The organism is Pseudomonas bharatica CSV86 (genome assembly GCF_000319305.2).
GTDB classification, from domain to species: Bacteria; Pseudomonadota; Gammaproteobacteria; order Pseudomonadales; family Pseudomonadaceae; genus Aquipseudomonas; species Aquipseudomonas bharatica.
This window is the reverse complement of record NZ_AMWJ02000001.1, coordinates 899864-924300: the sequence shown is the minus strand read 5'-3', so window position 1 is coordinate 924300 and position 24437 is coordinate 899864. Positions and strand designations below refer to the sequence as shown.

Here is a 24437-nt window from a genome sequence, read left to right as displayed (position 1 = left end):
GGCGCCCGCCCCCATACGCAGAAACATTTGCTTGCATCTTCGCTGCGGGTTTTGCCTAAAAACGTCCCGTGCCTGTTCGTAAAGAAATGGATGCCCTTCACGAATTTGCAGCGAGAGCGTTACCCATGTCGAAGAAGTCCCGCTCGAAACTCTGGTTTCTGGTGCACAGCTGGCTGGCCCTGCCGATCTGGTTCTTCGTCCTGATCGTCTGCGTCACCGGGACCCTGGCGGTGGTGAGCAAGGAAATCATGTGGCTGGCCTACCCGGAGATGCGCGCCACCGCGCCGTCGGAGGATGCCCGGCGCCTGAGCTTCGAGGAGATCAAGGATCACCTGGCGCAGAAGCATCCCGAGGCGATCATCGCGGCGCTGTACCAGCCGGACGGCGACTATTTCGCCCTGAACGCCACCATCAGCCTGCCCGGCGGACGCACCAGCATGGCCTACGTCAACCCGTACAGCGGCGAGATCCAGGGCTTTGCCCCATCGTTCGATTTCCGCCGCTTCACCCGTGCCCTGCACGGCTGGTGGCTGATCCCGGCAACCAACGGGCATTCCTGGGGCTGGTACCTGGTGTCCTTCCTCGGCCTGCCGCTGCTTGGCTCGCTGGTTACCGGGCTGGTGGTCTACAAGCGCTTCTGGAAGGGCTTCTTCAACCCGGTGCTGCGCCTGCGCCACGGCGCGCGGATCTTCTGGGGCGACCTGCACCGGCTTAGTGGCATCTGGTCGATCTGGTTTATCGCGACCATCTCCATCACCGGCACCTGGTTCCTGGTCCAGGCGCTGCTGGAGGACAATCAGGTGAGCATTTCCAGCTATTCCCCGGCGACCCTGGTGATGGCCCACAACAGCGTGCCGCTCACCGCTGACGGCGAGCCGCCGCCGATGATCAGCCTGGACCGCGCTGTAGCCATCGCCCGGGAGAAGATCCCCAGCCTGGACACCAGCAATATCATCATGCCCAGCAACACCTACGGCACCCTGCAGGTGGGTGGGCGCAGCTGGTATCCGCTGATTCCGCAACTGGTGGACATCCATCCCTACACCGGCGAGATCGCCGCGTCGCGGCTGCTCTCGGACCGCACCGGCGTGGAACTGCTCACCGAGTCGATGCGGCCGCTGCATACCGGGGACTTCGGCGGCTTCTGGATCAAGGCGATCTGGGCGTTCTTCGGCCTGGTATTGAGCCTGATGGTGCTCAGCGGGTTGCTGATCTGGACCAAGCGCACCGCCCTGGCCACCGCCGCCGCGCTCAAGCGTGAAGCCCGGGAGGAGCGCAAGTCGCGCCCCGTCAACACCGTGGAGAACATCCTGTGAGCAAGGACCTCGCTGCCCGGCCGGAATCGGCATTGGGGCGTTTCTGGCGCAAGTGGCGCTTTCATCTGAATATCCTGCTGATCCTGATTCCGCTGGGCTTCATGCCGCGGTATTTCGCCGAGACCGCGTTGTTTCGTGGGGATCGCGGGCTGGGGCAGCGGGTGGTCGGCGATATCCAGGTCGGGCCCTGGAGCCTGAAGCTGGCCGAACTGAAGGAACGCGGGCCGGAGCTGGATGGTGCATCCGGCTATATGAAGAGCTTCAATGCCGAGCTGTGCAAAGCCTGCGCCAGGCGGGTCAAGGCGACCTACCTGAGGATCGGCAAGCCGCGCAGCCTGCGGGCGGCGGGGGTGATCTTCTTTGGCTCGGCGCATCGGCTGGGGGCGGGGTTGCCGGTGCCGAAAAACACGCCAGTGGATGCGCAGCTGTGGATCACCATGGAAGGCTGGGACGGGGCGGTGCATCAGGCGGCGATTCCGTTGGCGGAGGCTTCGCCGCGGACGGTGGAGTGGCTGCAAGCGCAGGCTGGCAGATGATCATCCGGTGACCTTCAGGGCCCTATCGCTGGCAAGTCGGACCGCCGCACCGCAGCTCCCACAGGGTCACAGGGTCCAGCAGCGCGAGACACACGAAAAAGCCCCGGCGTTCACCGGGGCTTTTTCGTTATTGCGCCGCCTGCGCGTCCATCTTCTGCCGCAGGCTCAGCGGGCGCATGTCGGTCCAGACCTCTTCGATGTAGGCCAGGCAGTCCTTCTTCAGCCCGCTCTTGCCCACGGTGCGCCAGCCCGCCGGAACTTCCTTGTAGTCCGGCCAGATGGAGTATTGCTCCTCGTGGTTGACCACCACCTGGAACTGGATGTCGTCGCGGTCGAAAACTGAAGTCATTGCTGTTCTCCGAAAGTTGATATGTACCTAGACGTGCGGGGACGCCGAAAAATTAAAGGCTGGACACCGCCGCCGCCAACGCCCGGGCAAAGATCGCCGCCACTTCGTCGACCTGTTCGGCGGTGATCACCAGCGGCGGCAGGAAGCGCACCACGCTGCCGTGACGCCCACCCAGTTCGAGAATCAGCCCGCGCTTGAGGCATTCGCGCTGCACCAGCGGCGCCAGGCGCGGGAAGTACGGGGCATGGCCCAGGGCATCGACTTCGCCATCCGGGTCCACCAGTTCGACGCCAAGCATCAGCCCGCGTCCGCGGATATCGCCCAGGTGCAGGTAGTCCTGCTGCAGCTCGCGCAGATGCCCGGCCAGGCGCTCGCCCATGGCGGCGGCGTGGACGCAGATATCGTGCTCCTTGAGGTAGCGGATCACCGCCGACCCCGCCGCCATGGCCATCTGGTTGCCACGGAAGGTTCCGGCATGGGCGCCCGGCGCCCAGCTGTCCAGCCACTGCCGATAGACCACCACCGCCAGCGGCAGGCTGCCACCGATGGCCTTGGACATGACCACCACGTCGGGAATGATCCCGGCGTGCTCGAAGGCGAACATCCTGCCGGTGCGGGCGAAACCGCTCTGGATTTCATCGACGATCAGCGCCACGCCGGCCTTTTCGGTGATGGCGCGTACCCCGCGCAGCCACTCCAGGTCCGCCGGGATCACCCCGCCCTCGCCCTGCACCACCTCGACGATCACCGCCGCCGGCAGTTGCACGCCGGCTTCGGGATCGCTCAGCAGGTTGTGCAGATAGGCCAGGTTGGCCTTGACCCCGGCCTCGCCACCGAGGCCGAACGGGCAGCGGTAGGCGTAGGGATAGGGCATGAACTGCACGCCATTGCTCAGCAGCGCACCCAGCGGGCGCTTGGGGCCCAGGCTGCCCATCAGGCTCAGGGCACCCTGGCTCATGCCGTGGTAGCCGCCCTGGAACGACAGGACGGTGCTGCGCCCGGTGGCGGTGCGCACCAGTTTCAGCGCGGCTTCCACCGCGTCGGTACCGGTCGGGCCGCAGAACTGGATCTTCGCTTCGGCCGCCAGTGCCGGCGGCAGGATGCTGAACAGGTCCTGGACGAACTGGTCCTTGACCGGGGTGGTGAGGTCCAGGGTGTGCAGCGGCAGTTCGTCCGCCAGCACCTGTTGGATGGCCTCGATCACCACCGGGTGGTTATGGCCCAGGGCGAGGGTTCCGGCACCGGCCAGGCAATCGATGAAACGCCGGCCTTCAACGTCCTCGACATGGATGCCTTTGGCCCGTTTCAGCGCCAGCGGAATCCGCCGCGGGTAGCTGCGTGCGTTGGATTCCTGGCGGCTTTGCCGGGCCAGCAGTGGCGACTCGTCGAACTGGTAGAGCGTTTCGCCGGCCTCCTGGCCTTCGGCAAACCTGATAGCGACTGACATCTGTGCAACCCTCAAGAAAGTTGGATGAGGTGGGTTTCCTTGCTGGAGAAACGCACCAGCGCGGTGGGGATTTACCGGGTGGAACAGGTTTTTTTCCAGTTTGCGGGGACCTTGTGGGAGCGGGTTCACCCGCGATTGCGCCGGTGAATCCACCATCGTCATCGCGGGTGAACCCGCTCCCACAGGGTCCGTTTTTACAGGGCCTCCAGCTCGGCCATCAGGTCCGACAGGCGATCCACCTTGGCCTCGTCGATGCGCTTGTCCTGCTGGCCTTCGATGTAGGCCGCCAGGGCCTGCAAGGTGTTCAGCTCGAACATGGCGCGCAGCGGCACGTGGTGACCCAGTTCCTTCTGCACGCGGCTGACGATCTGCGTCGCCAGCAACGAGTGCCCGCCCAGTTCGAAGAAGTCGTCGCTCATGCCCACCCTGTCCACCTTGAGCACCTCGGCCCAGATCGCCGCGAGCTGCTCTTCCAGCTCGCCCTGCGGCGCCACGTAGGCGGCGTGGGCGTGGCCGATGTCCGGCTGCGGCAGGGCCCGGCGATCGAGCTTGCCGTTCGGCGTGAGCGGCAACCGTTCCAGGAACAGCCACTGCGTCGGCACCATGAAGCCCGGCAGGTCATGGGCCAGAAGTCCCTTCAGTTCGTGGACAAGCTCGTCGCCCGTCACCACACCCTGCTCCGCCACTATCCAGGCCACCAATTGCGTGCCGTTGGCGCTTTCCCGCGGCAGCACCACCGCCTCGCGCACCGTTGGCAAACGCAGCAGCAGCGCCTCGATCTCGCCCAGTTCGATACGCAGGCCGCGGATCTTCACCTGATGGTCGATCCGCCCCAGGTAGTCGATAACGCCATCGGCGCGGTAGCGCACCAGGTCGCCGGTGCGATACAGGCGTGCGCCCGGGGTGAACGGATCCGGCACGAAGCGCTCGGCGCTCAGGTCCGGACGCTGGTGGTAACCCCGCGCCAGGGAGCCGCCGCCGACATACAACTCGCCGGCACTGCCCACCGGACACGGCTGCAGGTTGCTATCGAGGACATAGGTGCGCACGTTGCTGATCGGCCTGCCGATGGCGGCGATCGCGGTGTCCAGCGGGCCGTCGATCAGCAGGCTGCTGGTATCGATGGTCGCCTCGGTCGGGCCATACAGGTTGTAGACCTGGCCGCCCCACTGTTCGCGCAACTGCCCGACCAACGCCGCACTCAGGGCCTCGCCACCGAAGGCCAGGGTCCGCAGCGAATCCAGCTGACCTGCACGCACTTCCGGCAGCAGCGCCTGAAGAACCGACGGCGCCAGTTGCAGGATGCTGATAGCCTGGCCGGCCACTTCGCGCCACAGCAGGGTCAGGTCATCGTTCAGCGCCGGGCTGGCCAGGACCAGTTGCGCACCGTTGAGCAGCGGCAGCCAGAATTCCCACACCGAGGCGTCGAAGCTGAAGGCGGTCTTCTGCAGGACGCGGTCGCTCGGTAGCAGTTGCAGCTCGTCCTGCATCCACAGCATGTGGTTGGTCAGGGCGCCATGGCGGATTTCCACGCCTTTCGGCCGGCCGGTGGAGCCGGAGGTGTAGATCACGTAGGCGAGGTTGTCGGCATTCACCGGCACCGACGGCGGCGCGGCCTCGGCGAGGTCCTGCCAGTCGATCAGTTCGTCGAGGCTCAGGCTGGTCAGGCCGTCGTTGATCGGCAGGTCGGCGAGCAACGACGACTGGGTCAGCAGCAGGCGGATCCCACTGTCGCGAACCATGTAGTCCAGACGCTCGCGCGGGTAGGCCGGGTCCAGCGGCACATAGGCACCGCCGGCCTTGAGGATCGCCAGCAGGCCGACCACCATTTCCAGGCTGCGCTCCAGGGAAATCCCCACCAGCACATCCGGGCCGACACCCAGGTCACGCAGGCGATGGGCCAGACGGTTGGCCTGGCGATCCAGTTCGGCATAGCTCAGTTGCAGCTCGCCGAGGATCAGCGCGGCAGCGTCCGGCGTGGCCTGGACCTGCTGTTCGATCAGCTCGTGGATGCAGGCTTCGCTGTAGTCGGTGGCCGTGGCGTTCCAGTCATGCAGCAGGTGCTGGCGCTCGCTCTCGTCGAGCAGCGACAGTTCGCCGAGCAGCGCCTGGCTGTCGGCAGCCAGGGTCAGCAGCAGGTGCTCGAAGTGCCGCAGCAGTTGTTCGATGGCGGCCCGATCGAAGTGCGCCAGGTCATAGCCTACCGCCAGCGACAAGTGCTCGCCCGCCTCCACCGCCAGGGTCAGCGGATAGTGGGTCTGCTCCTGGTTGACCACCTTGGCGAAGCTTGGCGAACGCGGCGAAGCCTGTTGCAGGGCCTCGGCGATCGGGTAGTTCTCGAACACCATGATCGAGTCGAACAGCGCCTCGCCCCCCAGCCGGCCCAGCGCTGCACCTCGTAGAGCGGGGTGTGCTCGTGCTCGCGCAGTACCAGGTTGAGCGCCTGGACTTCCTGCACCCAGTCCTCGACGCGCTGCTCGGCACGCGGGCTGCCGACCACCGGCAGGGTGTTGATGAACAGGCCGAGCTGTTCCTCGACGCCCGGCAGGTCCGCCGGACGCCCCGCCACCGTGGCGCCGAAGGTGACCGTGGCCTGCCCGGTATAGCGTTGCAGCAGGAGCATCCAGGTCGCCTGCAACAGGGTGTTGAGGGTGACGCGCTGGTCCCGGGCGAACTCGCCCAGTTGCGCGCTCACCTCGACGGCAAAGTCGTGGCGCAGCTCGCCATGACCCTGCCCCGCTGCGCGGAAGCACGGTGCCAGGCGAGTCGGTGCTTCCAGCTCGGCCAGTTGGCCGCGCCAGAAGTGCTCGGCCAGCGCCACGTCCTGGCGTTGCAGCCAGTGGATATAGTCCTGGTAGCGACCGCTGGCCGCCGGCACCACCTCGCCGTGATAACGCTGGAGCACCTCGCCGAACATCCGCGAGCTGCTCCAGCCATCCAGCAGGATGTGGTGACAGGTGAAGACCAGTTGATGCACGCCCTCGTCGGTGTGCAGCAGGCTCAGGCGCAACAGGGCGTCGTGTTGCAGATCGAAACCGCGCTGGCGATCGGCTTCGGCGAACTCGACCAGTGCGGCTTCGACGTCCTTGCGCCCGCGCCAGTCCTGCAGTTCGAACGGCACCGCCAGTCGCTTGCGGATCAACTGCAACGGCTGACCGAAACTGCTGACGAAGCTGGCCCGCAGCACCTCGTGGTTATCCACCACGGCCTGCCAGGCGGCGATGAACCGCTCGACCTCGATACCGCGCACTTCGGCGCGCATCTGGTTGACGTAGCTGGCCTTGTCCTGCTCGTACAGGCTGTGGAACAGCATGCCCTGCTGCATCGGCGACAACGGGTAGATATCGGCGATCTGCGCCGCCGGCAGCGGCAGGCTGTCGAGCTGGCGCTGGTCGAGGCCGGCCAGGGGGAAGTCCGACGGCGTCGCCCCACCGGCATTGGCCGACAGGCAGTGCTCGATCAGCAGGCGCAGTTCGCTGGCGTAGGCGTCGGCCAGCCCTTGCACCGTGCTGCGTTCGAACAGTTCGCCGCTGAAGCTCCAGAGCATTTCCAACTGGCCGTCGAGTACCTGCCCGTTGATCGCCAGCAGGCTCTCCAGCGGTGCTTCGTCGCCCTGGCCCTGGCCACTGCCTTCGCCGGATGGCGCCAGCAACGCGTCGTCGGCGGCGAAACTGCCGTCCAGCTGGCCAAGGTAGTTGAACACGATCTCGCCCTGGGGCAGCGCCGCCAGGGTGCGTTGCGCCCGCTCGTCGCCGAGCCAGCGCAGCACACCGTAGCCCAGGCCCTTGTGCGGCACTGCGCGCAACTGCTCCTTGATGGTCTTCAACGACGTAGCAAGGTCGTCGGCGGCACTGAGCCTGACCGGGTACAGGCTGGTGAACCAGCCGACGGTGCGGTGGGTGTCGATGCCCTCGAACAGCTCTTCACGCCCGTGGCCTTCCAGGCGTACCAGGGTGTCGCTGCGCCCGGTCCAGCGGCCGATCACCCGGGCCAGGGCGGTCAGCAGCAGATCGTTGATCTGCGTGCGATAAGCCGCCGGAGCCTGCTGCAACAGTTGCCGGGTAAGGCCGGCATCGAGGCGGCTGCTGACGGTGACTTCATGCTGGTGCTGGCGACCGCCGTCGGCGTGGTCCAGCGGCAGTTCGTCGCTGGCGCCTTGCAACTGCGCCTGCCACCAGCCCAGTTCGGCGGCCAGTTGCGGCGTGGCGGCCCAGGCTTGCAACTGCTCGGCCCAGACCTTCACCGAATGGGTCTTGTCCGCCAGTGCGGTGCCGTTATAGGCCGCCTGCAGGTCTTCCAGCAGGATGCGCCAGGACACGCCATCCACCGCCAGGTGATGGATCACCAGCAGCAGGCGTTGTTCGCCCTCCGGCAGGTTCACCAACAGGCCGCGCAACAGCGGGCCCTCGACCAGGTTCAGGCTGCGCTGCGCTGCATCGCACAGGGCACGCAGCCCCTCGCGAGACTCCACATCGCGCACCCACAGCAGTTCACCGCTGACCGCATCGCGGAAGCTGGCGCGCGCGTCGACGAAACTCAGGCGCAGCGCATCGTGATGCGCCACCAGGCGTTGCAGCGCAGCCTCCAGGCGTCCTGCCTCCAGCGCGACGGTCGGGGTGAACAGCACCGACTGGTTCCAGTGATGACGCTCGGGAACCCGGCTGGCGAAGAAGCGCTGCTGGATCGGCAGCAACGGCGTCGGCCCGCTCAGGGTGCCCTGCTCGATGCGCACCGCCGGCGCGCGGCTGGCCACCTGGGCGATGCCCTGGATGGTCTGGCGCTGGAACAGGTCCTTGGCGGTGAACAGGATCCCCGCCTGCCGCGCACGGCTGACCACCTGGATGGAGATGATCGAGTCGCCGCCCAGCTCGAAGAAGTTGTCGGTCACGCCGACCTGTTCCAGCTTCAGCACGTCGCGCCAGATGGCCGCCAGTTCCGCCTCGAGCGGAGTGCTCGGGGCCACGCCGGACGAAGCGTTCTGGCTCAGGTCGGGTTTAGGCAGCGCTCGGCGATCAAGCTTGCCGTTGGCGTTCACCGGCATGCGCTCCAGCCAGAGGAAGTGGCTCGGTACCATGAATTCCGGCAGGTGCACCTTGAGGTGGGCCTTGAGGATTTCCTTGAGCTCGTCGGTGTTCTGCTGCGGATCGCGGGCAACCAGGTAGGCCGCCAGTTGCTTGCCGTTGGCGCCGTCGATATCGATGACGCTGGCCTCGCGCACCGCCGGGTGTTCCTGCAACCGTGCATCGATCTCGCCCAGTTCGATACGCAGGCCGCGGATCTTCACCTGGTGGTCGATACGCCCGGCGTATTCGACGATGCCTTCGCCGCGATAGCGGGCAAGGTCACCGGTGCGGTACAGGCGGCCGCCGTCGCTGGAGAATGGATCGGGCACGAAGCGCTCGGCGGTCAGCGCCGGACGCTTGTGGTAACCCCGGGCCAGGCCGACGCCGCCCAGGTACAGCTCGGCAGCGCAACCCGGCGCGGCCGGCAGCAGGCCGTCCTCGAGGATGTGGGTCTTGATGTTGTCGATCGGATGGCCGATCGGCACGTTCAGGTCATCGAGGCTGCAGGTCCAGTGGGTGACCTCGATCGCCGCCTCGGTCGGCCCGTACAGGTTGTGCAGGCCGGCATGGGGCAGGCGCTTGAGTACCTGGGCCGCCAGTTCCACCGGCAGCGCCTCGCCGCTGCACATCACCCGGCGCAGGCTGGTGCAGGTCTCGACGTCCTCGTGGGTCATGAAGGCCTGGAGCATGGACGGCACGAAATGCACGGTGGTGACGCCGTACTGGCGGATGGTTGCCAGCAGCCGGTCCGGGTCACGGTGGTCGCCCGGCAGGGCCACCGCCAGGCGCGCGCCGCATAGCAGCGGCCAGTAGAACTCCCAGCCCGAGACGTCGAAGCTGAACGGGGTCTTCTGCAGCACCGTGTCGCTGGCCTCCAGCCCATAGGCCTTCTGCCCCCAGTGCAGGCGGTTGATCACCGCGCGATGGCTGTTGCCGGCGCCTTTCGGCTTGCCGGTGGAGCCCGAGGTGTAGATCACATAGGCGAGGTTGTCGGCCAGGCTCACCGGAATCGGGTTGGCGTCGCTGTAATGCTCCAGCGACAGGCGATCGAGGCTCAGGGACCGCACATGGCCCGGGATCGGCAGGCGCTCCACCAGGGCTTGCTGGGTCAGCAGCAGTTCAACGCCGCTGTCCTCGATCATGTAGGCCAGGCGGTCGCTCGGGTAATCCGGATCGAGCGGCACATAGGCGCCGCCGGACTTCATGATCGCCAGCAGGCCGATGACCATTTCCAGGCTGCGTTCCACGGCGAGGCCGATCAGCGCATCCGGACGCGCCCCCAGTTCGCGCAGCTTGTGCGCCAGCTGGTTGGCCCGGCGGTTGAGCTGGGCGTAGCTCAGTTGCTGGCCGGCGAAGACCAGCGCCGGGGCGTCCGGAGTCTTCGCCACCTGGGCTTCGAACAGGTGGTGGATGCCGGTATCGCCGGGGAACGGCGCGGCGGTGGCGTTCCACTGCTGGACGATACGGCGCTGGGCGTTCGCATCGAGCAGGGCCAGCTCACCGATGCGTTGCTGCACATCGGCGCTGATCGAGCGCAGCAATTGCTGCCAGTGCCCGGCCATGCGCGCGATGGTGTCGGCTTCGAACAAGGCGGTGGCGTAGGTCAGCGAGGCGCTCAGGCCGTCGCTGTGCTCCACGGTGTGCAGCATCAGGTCGAACTGCGCGGTGTGCTTATCGGACGGCACCGCTTCCAGTTGCAGGCCGGCCAGTTGCGGCACCAGTCGTGCAACTTCGCTCTGGTGGTTGTACATCACCTGGAACAGCGGGCTGCGGCTCAAGTCACGCTCCGGTTGCAGGGCTTCCACCAGTTGCTCGAACGGCAGGTCCTGATGGGCCTGGGCTTCCAGGGCATGGCGCTTGACCTGTTGCAGCAGCTCGACGACGCGGGTCTGGGAATCCAGCTCGGCCTTGAGCACCTGGGTGTTGACGAAGAAGCCGATCAACGGCTCGGTTTCGGCGCGGTTGCGGTTGGCGATCGGCACGCCGACGCGTACATCGCCTTGGCCCGAGTAGCGGTGCAGCAGGGTCTGGAACGAGGCCAGCAACAGCATGAACAGGGTTACGCCCTGCCCTTGCGCCAGCGTTTTCAGTGCGGCCGCCAGTTGCGGGTCGAGGCTGAAGCTGAACTGCGCGCCGGCAGTGCTCTGTACCGGCGGCCGCGGATGGTCGGTCGGCAGTTCCAGCACCGGTTGTTCGCCGCCCAGTTGTGCGGTCCAGTAGGCGAGTTGCCGGGCTTTCTCGCCCGCCTCCAGCCATTCACGTTGCCACAGCGCGTAGTCGGCATACTGGATCGCCAGCGGCGCCAGGCGCACTGCCTCGCCCTGGCTGTAGCCGGCGTACAGGCGCATCAGTTCATCGACCATGATCGGCATCGACCAACCGTCGGTGACGATATGGTGCTGGACCAGCACCAGCACATGTTCATCAGCGCCCAGGTGCAGCAGGCGCACGCGCAGCAACGGCCCCTGTTCCAGATCGAACGGGCGCAGGGTCTCGGCCTCGATGAACAGGCGCACCTGTTCCTCACGGGGCAGCCCGGACGCCGGCAACTGTTCCGCTTCCAGCACGAACGGTGCCGGGGCATGGATGACCTGCACGGCCTGGGCACCGTCCTGGCGGAAGGTGGTGCGCAAGGTTTCGTGGCGGGCGACCAGGCTTTCGAAACTCAGCTCCAGCGCAGCGATATCCAGCGCGCCGCGCAGGCGCAGGGCGGCCGGCATGTTGTAGGCGGCGCTCTGCGGTTCCAGTTGCCAGAGGAACCACTGGCGTTGCTGGGCATAGGACAGCGCCAGCGGCCGGCTGCGGTCGGCCGGGGTGATCGCCTGTTGCTGGCTGCTTTCGGCGGCGGCGACCTGACGAGCGAAACCGCGCAGGTCACGGGCCTCGAACAGGCTACGCAAGGCCAGCTCGATCTTCAGGCCCTGGCGAACCCGGGAGATCACCTGGGTCGCCAGCAGCGAGTGCCCGCCCAGCTCGAAGAAGCTGTCGTCGAGACCGACCCGTTCGATCTTCAGCACTTCGGCCCAGATCGCTGCCAGTTGCTGCTCCAGCTCGGTTTCAGGCGCGACATAGGCCGTCTGCGACAGGCTGGTATCGGGCTGCGGCAGGGCCTTGCGGTCGAGCTTGCCGTTCGGCGTCAGCGGCATGGCCGGCAACTGCACGATGTGGGTCGGAACCATGTAGTCCGGCAGGCTGGTTTTTAGCGAAGCCTTGAGCTGATCGACATCCAGCGCGCTGCGGGTGACCACATAGGCGGCGAGCTGCTTGCCCTGTGGGCCGTCGATATCGAGCACCACGGTTTCGCGGATCGCCGGATGCTCCAGCAGGCGCGCTTCGATCTCGCCCAGTTCGATGCGGTAGCCGCGGATCTTTACCTGGTGGTCGGCACGGCCGACGTATTCCAGCACGCCATCGGCACGACGGCGGGCCAGGTCGCCGGTACGGTACAGGCGCTCGCCCGGGGCGCCGAACGGATTCGGTACGAACACCGGGACGGTGCGCCGAACATCGCCGACATAACCGCGGCCGACGCCGGTACCGGCGACGCACAGCTCGCCTACGGCGCCGATAGGGACCAGTTCCAGCGCATCGTCCAGCAGGTAGATCAGGTTGTTGTCGGTCGGGGTACCGATGGGCAGGTAGGTGCTTTCGGTGGACGCCAGATCGACGCGGAAGAAGGCCACGTCGTCCGAGCATTCGGCCGGACCGTAGGCATTCACCAGTCCGATTTGTGGATAACGCAGCAGCCACTGGCGCGCCAGTTCCGGCGGCATGGCTTCACCGGTCGGCAGCATCCAGCGCAGGCCGTCGAGGCTGACGCGCTCCTCGGCCAGCAGGCCCTGGATCAGCGACGGCACGCTTTCCAGCACGCTGATGCCTTGCTGCTGAACGTGCGCCAGCAAGGCCTGCGGATCACGGGCGATATCGTTCGGCACGATGTCCACCCGGGCACCGAACAGCGGTGCGGCGAGGAACTGCCAGACGGAAATATCGAAGCTCTGCGAGGCGGTCTGGGCGATCACGTCCTTGTCACTCAGGTCCAGGTACGGGACCTTGCTCAGCTGGTTGTTGAGCATGCCGCGCTGTTCGACCATCACGCCTTTCGGCAGGCCGGTGGAGCCGGAAGTGAAGATCACGTAGGCCAGGTTGTCCGGGCTGCTGTAGCGACCGGGATTGGTGATTTCGGCGCTTTGCTGGACCTGTTCCCAGACCAGCAGTTGCACCGCTTCATTGCCGATCAGCAGCTCACGAGCCTGGGCTTCGCAGGCGACACTGCATACCAGCACCGGCGCCCTGCTCTGCCCGATAACGCCGCTCAGGCGCTGGTTCGGCAATGCCGGGTCCAGCGGCAGGTAACCTGCGCCGGCCTTGAAGCTGCCGATGATCATGCCCAGCAGATCCGGGCCGCGTTCGGCCAACAGGGCGATCGGCTGGTCGAAGCCGGCGCCTGCCGCGATCAGGGCATGGCCCAGGCGGTTGGCGGCCTCGTTCAATGCGTTGTAACTGATGCGCTGGTTCAGATAGCTGACCGCAATCCGCTCGGGATGGGCCGCAACCCGTTCCTCGAACTGCGCCACATAACTGCGCTCCAGTGGGTACTCGCGGGCGCTCTGGTTGACGCCGCGGGTCAGGAACTCGCGCTCATCGTCACCCAGCAGCGGCAGCGCCGCCATATCGCCGTGGAAGCCTTCCACCAGCGCCAGCAGCAGGCGCTTGAATTCCGCCAGCATGCCTTCGACGGTGCTCTGGTCGAAATAGCGCTGGTCGTAGGACAGGTGCAGGCCAAGGTCATCGCCCGGGTAGCACACGGCAGTCAGCGGATAGTTGGTGTGGGTGCGGCCGGAATCCGAGGTGGCGTTCAAGCTTTGTGCACGGTCCAGCACCGAGACTTCCACCGGCGCGTTCTCGAACACGAACAGGCTGTCGAACAGCGGCAGGCCCTTGGGCAGCTCGCTGAGCTCCTGGATATTCACCAGCGGCAGATATTCGTACTCGCGCAATTGCATGTTGCTGTCGAGCAGCCCGTTCAACCACTGGCGCACGCTCTGGCGCTCGCCATCGCCGGGCAAACCGACACGCAGGGCGATGGTGTTGATGAACAGGCCGACGGTGCGCTGCATCTGCGGCATATCCACCGGGCGCCCGGCCACGGTGACGCCGAACAGCACGTCGCGCTCGCCGCTCAGGCGGCGCAGGGTCAGGGCCCAGGCGGCCTGGGCGAAGGTGTTGACGGTGAGCTGGTGCTGCTGCGCCAGCTCGCGCAGGCGGGCGCCGTCGCTTTCGTCGAGGCGGGTGTAGACATCGCCCACCACCATGCCGCCGCTTTCGCCGGCATGCTCGCGCAGGTACGGACGGTCGCTAGGAATCGGCGTCGGCCGCTCGAAACCGCGCAGGTTGGCCCGCCACCAGTCCCGGGCCTGCTCCAGGCCGCGCTGTTGCAGCCAGCCGATATAGTCGCGGTAGCGCGGTGCCGGCGGCAGTTGCGCCTCGCGGCCTTCGCCAAGGGCCATGTACAGGTCGAAGAAGTCGTTCATCAGCAGCGAACGGCACCAGGCATCGATGAGGATGTGGTGGTTGCTCATCATGAACCAGTAGCTGGCCTCGCCGACGCGGATCAGGCGCAGGTGGAACGGCGCCTGGTGCAGCAGATCGAAGCCGGCCTCGCGCTCGCGCTTGTGCAGGGCTTGCAGTTGCGCTTCCTGCTGGTCGGCAGGAATGCCGCGCCAGTCGAGGTAGTCCACCGGGGTATCGCCCGGCTTGTGGATAACCTGGAGCATGCCTTCGCCGATATCCCAGCAGAAGGAGGCGCGCAGTGCTTCATGGCGGGCCACCACGGCCTGCCAGGCGCGGGTGAAGCGCTCGGGGTCGAGGGCGCTGTCGATGCGGTAGCGGTCCTGCATGTAGTACAGGCCGGTGCCCGGTTCCAGCAGGGTATGCAGGAGCATGCCCTCCTGCATCGGGGTCAGCGGGTAGACATCCTCGATCCGTGCCGCCGGCACCGGCAGCGCGTCCAGCTCGGCCTGGGTCAGGCGCGCCAGGGGGAAGTCGGACGGGGTCAGGCCGCCGCTGCCTTCGTCCAGGCAGTGCTCGACCAGCGCCTGCACCTGGGCCAGGTAAGCCTCGGCGATGGCTTCGATGGTCGCCTGCTGGTGACGCTCGGCGCTGAAGGTCCAGCGCAGGACCAGCTCGCCGCCGTAGACCTGGGCATCGATGCTCAGCTCGTTGGGCAGCGGCGCCTGCGGGTCATGGGCGGTGCCGGCGGGCTCTTCCAGCGGGCGGAACAACGCATCGCTGGCGAAGCTCTGGTCGAACTGGCCGAGGTAGTTGAAGGTCACCGGTGCCACCGGCAGTGCCTGCATCGCGCTGCGGCTGTCGGCGTCGCCGAGGTAGCGCAGCACGCCGTAGCCGAGGCCCTTGTGCGGCACCGCACGCAGTTGTTCCTTGATCGCCTTGATCGAGCCGGACAGGTCGGCCGCCGGAATCAGGCGCAGCGGATAGGCGCTGGTGAACCAGCCGACGCTGCGGGTCAGGTCGATCCCGTCGAACAGGCTTTCGCGGCCATGGCCTTCCAGCTGGACCAGCGCCGACGGCTGCTCGGTCCACTGGCAGAGCACACGGGCCAGGGCGGTCAGCAGCAGGTCGTTGACCTGGGTGCGGTAGGCGCTTGGCGCCTGTTGCAGCAGCTGGCGGGTGCGCTGGGCATCCAGGCGTACGCTAACGCTGGCGGCATGGCGGTTTTCCTGGCCACCGGCCTGGTCGGTGCCCGGCAGCGGCATGGCATCGCTACCCAGGTGGGCCTGCCACCAGTCGCGCTCGTCGCGCAGCGAATCGCTGGCGGCATGGGCGGTCAGGCGCTCGGCCCAGTCGCGCAGGGCGCTGGTCTTGGCCGGCAGCGGCTGTTGCCGGTAGGCGTTCTGCAGGTCTTCCAGCAGCACACGCCAGGACACGCCATCCACCACCAGATGATGGATCGCCAGCAGCAGGCGCTGTTCGCCTTGTGGGCCACTGACCAGCAGAGCACGCAGCAGCGGGCCCTGTTGCAGGTCGAGGCTGCGCTGGGCTTCGTCGTAGAGCGCGGTGCACTGGGCCATGTCACTGACCCGGGCGACCCGCAGCAGGCTGTCGTCGCCGTCGCGGAAGGCCGCCTGCCAGGCGCCATCCTGCTCGCGGAAGCCAAGGCGCAGGGCGTCATGCTGCTGTTGCAGGGCCTTCAGCGCCTGTTCCAGTTGCACGGCATCGAGCACCTGGGTCGGCTCCAGCAGGACCGCCTGGTTCCAGTGCTGCCGGTTGGCGATCGGGGTTTCGAAGAACCAGTGCTGGATCGGCGTGAGTGCCGAAGCACCGGTCAGTTGCCCCTGCTCGGCACTGACCACTTCGCGAGTGGTCGCGACGGCGGCCAGGGCCTGCACGGTCTGGTGTTGGAACAGGTCGCGCGGGGTGAAATGGATACCCGCGGCACGGCCACGGCTGACCACCTGGATCGACAGGATCGAGTCGCCACCCAGCTCGAAGAAGTTGTCGTTGAGGCCGACCCGGGCGACGTTCAGCACCTCGCCCCAGATCCGCGCCAGGCGCTGTTCCAGCTCGCTGGTAGGCGCCATGTAGTGCTGGCGGTTCAGCTCCGGATCCGGCATCGGCAAAGCGCGGCGGTCGAGCTTGCCGTTGGCGGTCAGCGGCATGGCATCGAGCAGGACCAGGTGGGCCGGGACCATGTAGTCCGGCAGTTGCGCCTTGAGCGCGGCCTTCAGTTCGTCACGCAGGCGGGCCTGCTGTGCTTCATCCTGATTGGCCACATCGCTGGCCAGGTAACCGGCCAGTTGCTTGCCCGCCGGCGTATCCAGCGCCAGCACCACCGCTTCGCGGATGGCGGCATGCTCCAGCAGGCGGCTTTCGATCTCGCCCAGTTCGATACGGAAGCCACGGATCTTCACCTGGTGGTCGACCCGGCCGATGTATTCCACCAGCCCGTCGGCACGCTGGCGCACAAGGTCGCCGGTACGGTACAGGCGGCCGCCGTCAGTGGCGAACGGATCGGCGACGAAGCGCTCGGCGGTGAGGCCGGCACGCTCGTGATAACCCACCGCCAGCCCCGCGCCGCCGACATACAGCTCACCCGTGGCGCCCTGCGGCACCAGGGCCAGGTCGGTATCGAGGATATAGGCGACCCGCGCCCCGACCACGCTGCCGATCGGCACGCTGGCCTGGCCCTCCTCCAGCTCGGCCGGCGCCAGGCAGGCCAGGGGCATGACCACGGTTTCGGTGGGGCCGTAGGCATTGAAGAACAGCTCCGGGGCAAAGGCCGCGCGAATGCGTTGCAGGTGTTCGCCGGTCAGGGCTTCGCCGCCGGTGATGCACATGCGTACCGGCAAACGCTGTTGCCGGGTCGCCAGCCACTGCGCCAACTGGCTGCCATAGCTCGGGGTAAAGCCGAGGATGTTCACCCCCTGCTCGCGGATCAGCGCACAGATTTCCTCGGCATCCCATTGGCCCTGGGCACGCAGCACCACCCGTGCACCGCTCAGCAGCGGTACCAGCAGACGCTCGGTGGCGGCGTCGAAGTTGATCGAATAGAAATGCAGCTCGCAGTCGCTCGGGCGCATGTCGAAGCGCTTGATCACCGCCTGGCAGTGCATGGCGATTTCACCGTGGCTGACCACCACGCCCTTCGGCAGGCCGGTGGAGCCGGAGGTGTAGATCAGGTAGGCCTGGTGCTGCGGCAGGCTGATGAACGGCGGTTCGCTGTCCGGGTAAGCGGCCAGTTTCGCCAGGTCGTCCTCCAGGCTCCAGCGCGCCACGCCTTCCGGCAGTTCGCCGAGGGCTTCGAGCAACCTGGTGTCGCTGAGCAGCAGGCGCACGCCGCTGTCGCGGATCATGTAGTGCAGGCGTTCCAGCGGGTATTCCGGGTCCAGCGGCACATAGGCGCCGCCGGCCTTGAGGATCGCCAGCAGGCCGATGACCATTTCCAGCGACCGCTCCAGCGCCAGGCCGACCCGTACCTGCGGGCCGACGCCTTGCTCGCGGAGCATCCAGGCCAGGCGGTTGGCCCGGGCATCCAGCTCGGCGTAGCTGAGGGTCTGGCCACGGAAGGTCAATGCGCCGGCGTGCGGCGCGGCCTTGGCCCGCGCGCTGAACAGGCTGTGGATGCACTGGTCGAGACGCTGCTCGCCAGGCTCCACGCCGAGGCTGTCGAGCAGCCGCTGGCGCTCGTCGTCGGCCAGCAACGGCAGCTCGGCCAGGCGCTGTTGCGGATCGGCCAGCAGGGCTTCCAGCAGGTTGCGCCAGTGCGCAGCCATACGGGCGATGCGCGGCTCGTCGAACAGGTCGGTGCTGTAGGTCAGGCAGCAGCCCAGGCGGTGGTCAAGCTCGGTGACTTCGAGGTTGAGGTCGAACTTGGTGGCACGGGCGTCGTTGACCAGGTACTCGACGGTCATCCCGGCCAACTCGCGGCTTTGCTGGAATTCCCAGCGCTGCACGTTGCACATCACCTGGAACAGCGGGTTCCAGGCCGCGCTGCGCGGCGGCTGCAGGGCTTCCACCAGGTGATCGAACGGCAGGTCCTGGTGGGACTGGCCGTCGATCACGGTCTGGCGCACCTGTTCGATCAACTCACCGACGCGCATCTGCCCGTCGAGCTGCACGCGCAGCACCTGGGTGTTGAGGAAGGCGCCGATCAGCCCTTCGCTTTCCGGACGGATGCGGTTGGCCACCGGCGCGCCGATGCGCAGGTCGGTCTGGCCGCTGTAGCGGTAGAGCAGCATGGCCAGGGCGGCGGTCATGGTCATGAACAGGGTCAGGCCATTCTTCGCGTTGAAGGCGCGCACGCGGCCGGCCAGGTCATCGCTGAGATCGAAGCGCAGCAGTTCGCCCTGATGGCTCTGTACGGCAGGACGCGGACGGTCGCCGGGCAGTTCCAGCAGCGGGTGTTCCTTGCCCAGTTGGGCCGTCCAGTAGTCCAGCTGGCGCTGGCGCTCGCCGGATTCCAGCCACTGGCGCTGCCACACGCTGTAGTCGAGGTACTGCACCGCCAGCGGTTCCAGCGGCGACGGCTTGCCGTCGAGGAAGGCCTCGTAGAGCAGGCCCAGCTCGCGGGCGAAGATATCCATCGCCCAGCCTTCGGTGACGATATGGTGCAGGGTCAGCACGAAGTAGTGCTCCTGCTCGCCGGCCTTGACCAGGCAGGCACGCAGCAGCGGGCCGGTTTCCAGGTCGAAGGGCTTGTGCGCTTCGCTGTCGGCGAAGGCTTGCAGGCGTACCTGGCGCTCGGCGGCGGGCAGCGCGGAAATATCCAGCCACTGCATGGCCACGCCGGTCTCTTCGGAAACCTTCTGGCAGGCCACGCCATTGACGCTGGGGAAGGTGGTGCGCAGGGTTTCGTGGCGCAGGATCAGCGCCTGCAGGGCCGCTTCGAAGCAGCCGATATCGAAGGCGCCGCTGAGCCGTGCCATGCCGCCGACGTTATAGGCGGGGCTGTCCGGCTCCATCTGCCAGAGGAACCACATGCGCTGCTGCGAGTAGGACAGCGGCACCGGCTGGCTGCGATCGACCTTGCCGATGGCCTGCTGGCTGTTGCGTGCGCCAGCGGCCTGCAGCGCAGCGATCTGCTCGGCGAAGGCGCCCAGCTCGCGGTGGTCGAACAGCACCCGCAGCGGCAGTTCGACGTCGCAGGCCTGGCGCACGCGGGAAATGATCTGGGTCGCCAGCAGCGAGTGCCCGCCCAGTTCGAAGAAGTCATCGGCCAGGCCGACCTGCGGCACGCCCAGCACTTCGCGCCAGATGGCGGCGATGCGGTGCTCCAGTTCGGTCTGCGGCTCGATATGTTCGCGGGACTGCCAGTGCGGCTCGGGCAGTGCGCGGCGGTCCAGCTTGCCGCTCGGGCCCAGGGGCATCGCGTCCATGCGCACCAGTTGTGCCGGAACCATGTACTCCGGCAGTTCCAGGGCCAGTTCGGCCTTCAGGCGGGCGCTCTGCGCGGCCTCGCCCTCCCCGGTTTTCTCGGCGGTGAAATAGCCGACCAGTTGCGGACCGGCAACGGTCTGGCGCACCACCACGGCCGCCTGGCCGACACCGTCCAGCGCCAGCAGGCGGGCCTCGATTTCCTGCGGTTCGACGCGGAAGCCACGCAGCTTGACCTGATGATCGAGACGGCCGAAGTACTCCAGCGCACCATCGGCGGCCCAGCGCACGCGGTCGCCGGTGCGGTACAGGCGTGCGCCCGGCTCGCCGGCGGCATCCGGCACGAAGCGTTCGGCAGTGAGTGCAGCGCGGCCCAAATAACCGCGGGCCAGACCCAGGCCACCGATGCACAGCTCACCGGCCACGCCATCGGGCTGGGCATTCAGTTCGCTGTCGAGCACCCGGCAGATGACGTTGCCCAGCGGTCGGCCAATCGGCGAGCGAGCGCCATCGCTGGCCTGGCAATGCCAGTGGGTGACGTTGATCGCGGTTTCGGTCGGGCCGTAGCGGTTATGCAGTTGCACATCGGGCAGTTGCGCCAGCACGCGGTTGCGCAGCTCGGCCGACAGCGCCTCGCCCCCGGAAAATACCCGGCGCAGGCTGGTGCAGTTGGCCGTCAGCGGCTCGTCGATAAACAGCTGGAGCAACGGCGGAACGAAGTGCAGCGTGGTCACGCCGTGTTGCTGGACCAACTGGGCGATGCGATGCGGATCGCGGTGCTCGCCCGGTGCGGCAATCACCAGCTGGCAACCGGTGATCAGCGGCCAGAAGCATTCCCACACCGAGACGTCGAAGCTGATCGGCGCCTTCTGCATCAGCACGTCGCTGTCGTCTAGCTGGTAGGTGGCCTGCATCCATTGCAGGCGCTCGGCCAGGGCCGCGTGGGTGTTGCCGACGCCTTTCGGCAGGCCGGTGGAGCCGGAGGTGTAGATCACATAGGCGAGGTTGTCGCCGTGCAGGTGCAGGCCCGGCGCATGGCTCGGCCAGTTGTCCAGCTTGAGGGTGTCGAGGGCGATGGCGCTGACGCCTTCGGCATTGGGCATATCACCGAGCAGATGGCTTTGGGTCAACAGCAGCGACACGCCGCTGTCGCTCAGCATCCAGGCCAGGCGCTCGCTCGGGTAGTCAGGGTCCAGCGGCACATAGGCACCGCCGGCCTTGAGGATAGCGAGCAGGCCGATCAGCAGTTGCGGCGAGCGCTCGACGGCGGTCGCCACCTTCACGTCCGGACCGACGCCCTTGTCGCGCAGGTAGTTGGCTAGGCGGTTGGCCTGGGTATGCAGGCCGGCGAAATCCAGGCTGCCGCCCTCCCACACCAGCGCGGTGCGCTCGGGGCTGCGCTGGGCCTGTTCATTGAGCAGCTCCGGCAACCAGCGGCTGGCTGGCGTGCACGGGGCGACGCTCCAGCTGGCCTGACGGGCCTGTTCGGCTTCGTCGAGCAGGTGCAGGTCACCGAGGGCGATCTCGGTGGAGGTGCAGACCTGGGCCAGCAGGCGCACATAATGCTTGGCCAGGCGCTGGATGGTGGCGCGCTCGAACAGCTCGTCGGCGTAATCGAAGGACAGGTTGATGCGCCCGCTGCGGTCTTCCTCGCTGTGCAGTTGTAGGTCGAACTTGGCCTCGCGGCTGTGCCACGGCAGTTCGTCGGCGAGCAGGCCGGGCAGGCGACGCAGGGCGCCGAGGTCGCGTTGCTGGTGGTTGAACATGACCTGGAACAGGCCCTGCTCGCGGGCCTGCGGGAAGGCTTCGACCAGTTGATCGAACGGCAGGTCCTGGTTGGCCTGGGCCTCCAGTGCCGCTTGGCGGGTACGCTTCAGCAGCTCGGCGAAAGGCAGGCGCGAATCCAGTTCGGCGCGCAGCACCAGGGTATTGATGAAGAAGCCGATCAGGCCCTGGGTTTCCCGGCGCGGACGGTTGGCGCCGGGCACGCCGATACGGATATCGGTCTGGCCGCTGTAGCGGTGCAACAGGGCCTGGAAAGCGCTCAGCAACAGCATGAACGGCGTGGACTGGCTGCCCTGGGCCGCTGCCTTCAGGGCTTTGCTCTGCTCGGCGCTCAGGCGCAGGCTGTAGCGCGAGGCACTGTGCTGCTGGCGGGTGGAGCGTGGGTGATCGGTGGCGAGGCTCAGGCTCGGGTGTTCGTCGCCCAACTGCTCTTGCCAGTAGGCCAGTTGGCGCTCGGCCTCACCACGGGCCAGCCACTCGCGCTGCCACTGGCCGTAGTCGGCGTAGCGCACCGGCAGGGGCTCCAGGGTCAGCGGCTGCTCCTGAACGGCGGCGGCGTAGAGCCGCGAGAACTCGTCGATGAGCACGTTCAGCGACCAGCCGTCGGCAATGATGTGGTGCAGGGTCACCAGCAACTGGTGTTCCTGTTCGTCCAGGCAGAGCAATTGCACCCGCAGCAGCGGGCCGTTTTCCAGGTCGAACGGCAGGCGTGCCTGTTCTTCGCGGATGGCCTGGGCACGACTGCGGCGCTCGTCTTCGTCGAGATCGCCGAGGTCGATGCGCGGGAGGTCGAACTGGCCGGCAGGGTCGATGCGTTGCAGGGCCACGCCGTCCACTTCGTAGAAGCGCGTGCGCAGGGATTCGTGGCGTTCGACCAGGCGCTGGAAGGCACTGCGCAGAGCGGTTTCGTCCAGCTCGCCGCGCAGGGTGAGGCCGGCCGGGATGTTGTAGGCGCTACTCTGCGGATCCAGTTGCCAGGTGAACCACAGGCGGTTCTGGGCGAGAGACTGGGGCAGGCCTTCGTCACCGGCCAGACGGGCGATGCCGTCCTGGGCTTGCGCCCCCGACCGGGCGCCTTCGATGGCAGCGACGAAGCCTTGCAGGGTCGGCGCTTCGAACAGCAGGCGCAGGTTCAGCTCGATGTCCAGGGCGTCACGCAGGCTGGCGATCACTTGGGTGGCGAGGATGGAGTTGCCGCCGAGCAGGAAGAAATGGTCGTCGGCAGCAATGTCGTCCACTTGCAGGTGTTCGCGCCAGGTGCGCGCGACCAGTTCACCGAGGTTGGACCGGGCCAGGGCGGTGTCGCTGGCCTTGGCACCGATGTGCGGGAACACCGCGTAGCTGTCGAGGCTGCCGTCGGCCAGGCGGGTGCGGCAGGCCGAGCGTTGCAGCTTGCCGCTGGACGTCTTCGGCAGTGCGCCCGGGTTGAGCAGCACGACGACGGCCGGAGCCTGTTGATAAGCGTCGGCGACGGTTTCGCGCAGGGTACGGATCAGGTCTTCGGCGGGCACGTTCTTCTGCACGCTGCGGCCGATTTCCGCAGCGATGCCGATGCCTTCGATACCGTCCTGGTTGACGGCGAAGGCAGCGACCCGGCCCTTGCGCACCACCTCGACCTCGCGCTCGATGGTCTGCTCGATGTCCTGTGGATAAATATTCTGGCCGCGGACGATCAGCATGTCCTTGAGACGCCCCGTGATATACAGCTCGCCGTCGCGCATGAAGCCGAGATCGCCGGTACGCAGCCAGGTCTGGCTGTCGTGCTGGACGAAGGTTTTCGCCGTGGCTTGCGGGTTGCGCCAGTAGCCATGGGCGATGCTCGGGCCGCTGGCCCAGACTTCACCGACCTGGTTCTCGTCAAGCCTGTCCAGGCTTTGCGGATCGGCGATCAGCACGGCGTGTTCCGGCTGGCTGGTACCGCAGCTCATCACCGGGCTGCCCTGCCCCGCCCTGGCGATATTGCGCGCCAGCTCCTGCTCGTCGAGGCGCAGGTGCGGGATGCCCTGGCCGCGCTTGCCACCGGCGACGAACAGAGTGGCTTCGGCCAGGCCATAGGACGCGAAGAAGCTGCTGGCGTCGAAACCGCAGGCGGCGAACTTCTCGGCGAAGGCCTCCAGGCTATCAAGGCGGATCGGCTCGGAGCCGGAATAGGCGACGCGCCAGCCGCTGAGGTCGAGCCGGGCCAGGGCCGTCTCGCTGACCCGGGCGGCGCACAACTGGTAGGCGAAGTCCGGGCCGCCGCTGATGGTGCCTTTGTACTCGCTGATCGCCTCGAGCCAGCGCAGCGGGCGGGTCAGGAAATAGGCCGGGGACATCAGCACGCAGGGCACGCCGCTGAAGATCGGCTGCAGAAGGCCGCCGATCAGGCCCATGTCGTGGTACAGCGGCAGCCAGCTGACGATCACGTCGTCCGGGTTGATATCGATGCCGAAACCGTGACGGATGAGCTGTTCGTTGGCGACCAGGTTGCCATGGCTGACCTGCACGCCCTTGGGCAACGCGGTGGAGCCGGAGGTGTATTGCAGGAACGCGATATGGTCGCCGGTCAATTCCGGGGCGACCCAGGTGTCGGTGTGTTCCAGGGTATCGACGCAGAGCAGCGCCGGGGCGCCTTCGGCAGCCAGCGCTTCGACTTCCAGCAGGCTGTCGCGCAGCGCGGCGGCGGTCAGCACCAGGGCCGGCTCGGCGTCGGCGATGATCGACAGCAGGCGCTCCTGATGGTGGCGGCGGTTGGACTCCGGTGGATAGGCCGGAACGGCGATGATGCCGGCATACAGGCAGCCGTAGAAGGCGGCGACGTAGTCCGGGCCGCTGGGGAACAGCAGGATGGCGCGGTCGCCCGCTTGCGCCTGGCCTTGCAGGGCGGCAGCGATGGTGCGGGCACGCTGGTCGAGATCACGGTAGGTCAGCACGCTGCCCTGGTCCTGTTCGTCGGACAGAAAGCGCAGGGCCAGTCGATCCGGCGTCTGCGCGGCACGGCGTTGGAGGGACTGGGCCAGGGTGACGGGGAGTTCGAACGCGTCCATGGAGTGTTCCTGCTTGAATTCG

6 protein-coding genes are annotated in these 24437 nt (G+C 67.1%); 2 read left to right on the top strand and 4 right to left on the bottom strand.

Features of this window, described 5'->3' with window-relative positions:
- The first annotated feature begins 125 nt into the window (after positions 1–125).
- Positions 126–1316 carry a PepSY-associated TM helix domain-containing protein gene (locus CSV86_RS04275; protein ID WP_009403111.1) on the top strand — a complete coding sequence of 397 codons (1191 nt, stop codon included), beginning with the start codon at positions 126–128 and terminating at the stop codon, positions 1314–1316.
- Complete coding sequence (locus CSV86_RS04270; RefSeq protein WP_009403110.1) at positions 1313–1852, top strand: PA2404 family protein; 540 nt, start codon at positions 1313–1315, stop codon at positions 1850–1852. The genes CSV86_RS04275 and CSV86_RS04270 overlap by 4 nt, the downstream gene beginning before the upstream one ends.
- A gap of 127 nt (positions 1853–1979) precedes the next feature.
- On the opposite strand, the gene CSV86_RS04265 is transcribed toward CSV86_RS04270, so the two are convergent.
- From CSV86_RS04265 to CSV86_RS04250, 4 genes are all read right to left on the bottom strand, one after another.
- Positions 1980–2201: an MbtH family protein gene (locus CSV86_RS04265; protein ID WP_009403109.1), complete on the bottom strand. Its 222-nt coding sequence runs from the start codon at positions 2199–2201 to the stop codon at positions 1980–1982.
- A gap of 52 nt (positions 2202–2253) precedes the next feature.
- On the bottom strand, positions 2254–3648 hold the full coding sequence (locus CSV86_RS04260; RefSeq protein WP_009403108.1) for an aspartate aminotransferase family protein: 1395 nt from the start codon (positions 3646–3648) through the stop codon (positions 2254–2256).
- Positions 3649–3842: 194 nt separating this feature from the next.
- The gene (locus CSV86_RS32670) at positions 3843–5996 is read right to left on the bottom strand and encodes a non-ribosomal peptide synthetase (protein WP_170394380.1); all 2154 of its coding nucleotides are present in this window, start codon (positions 5994–5996) and stop codon (positions 3843–3845) included.
- Positions 5891–24415 carry a non-ribosomal peptide synthase/polyketide synthase gene (locus tag CSV86_RS04250; protein WP_170394377.1) on the bottom strand — a complete coding sequence of 6175 codons (18525 nt, stop codon included), beginning with the start codon at positions 24413–24415 and terminating at the stop codon, positions 5891–5893. The genes CSV86_RS32670 and CSV86_RS04250 overlap by 106 nt, the downstream gene beginning before the upstream one ends.
- Between the last annotated feature and the right edge of the window lie 22 nt (positions 24416–24437).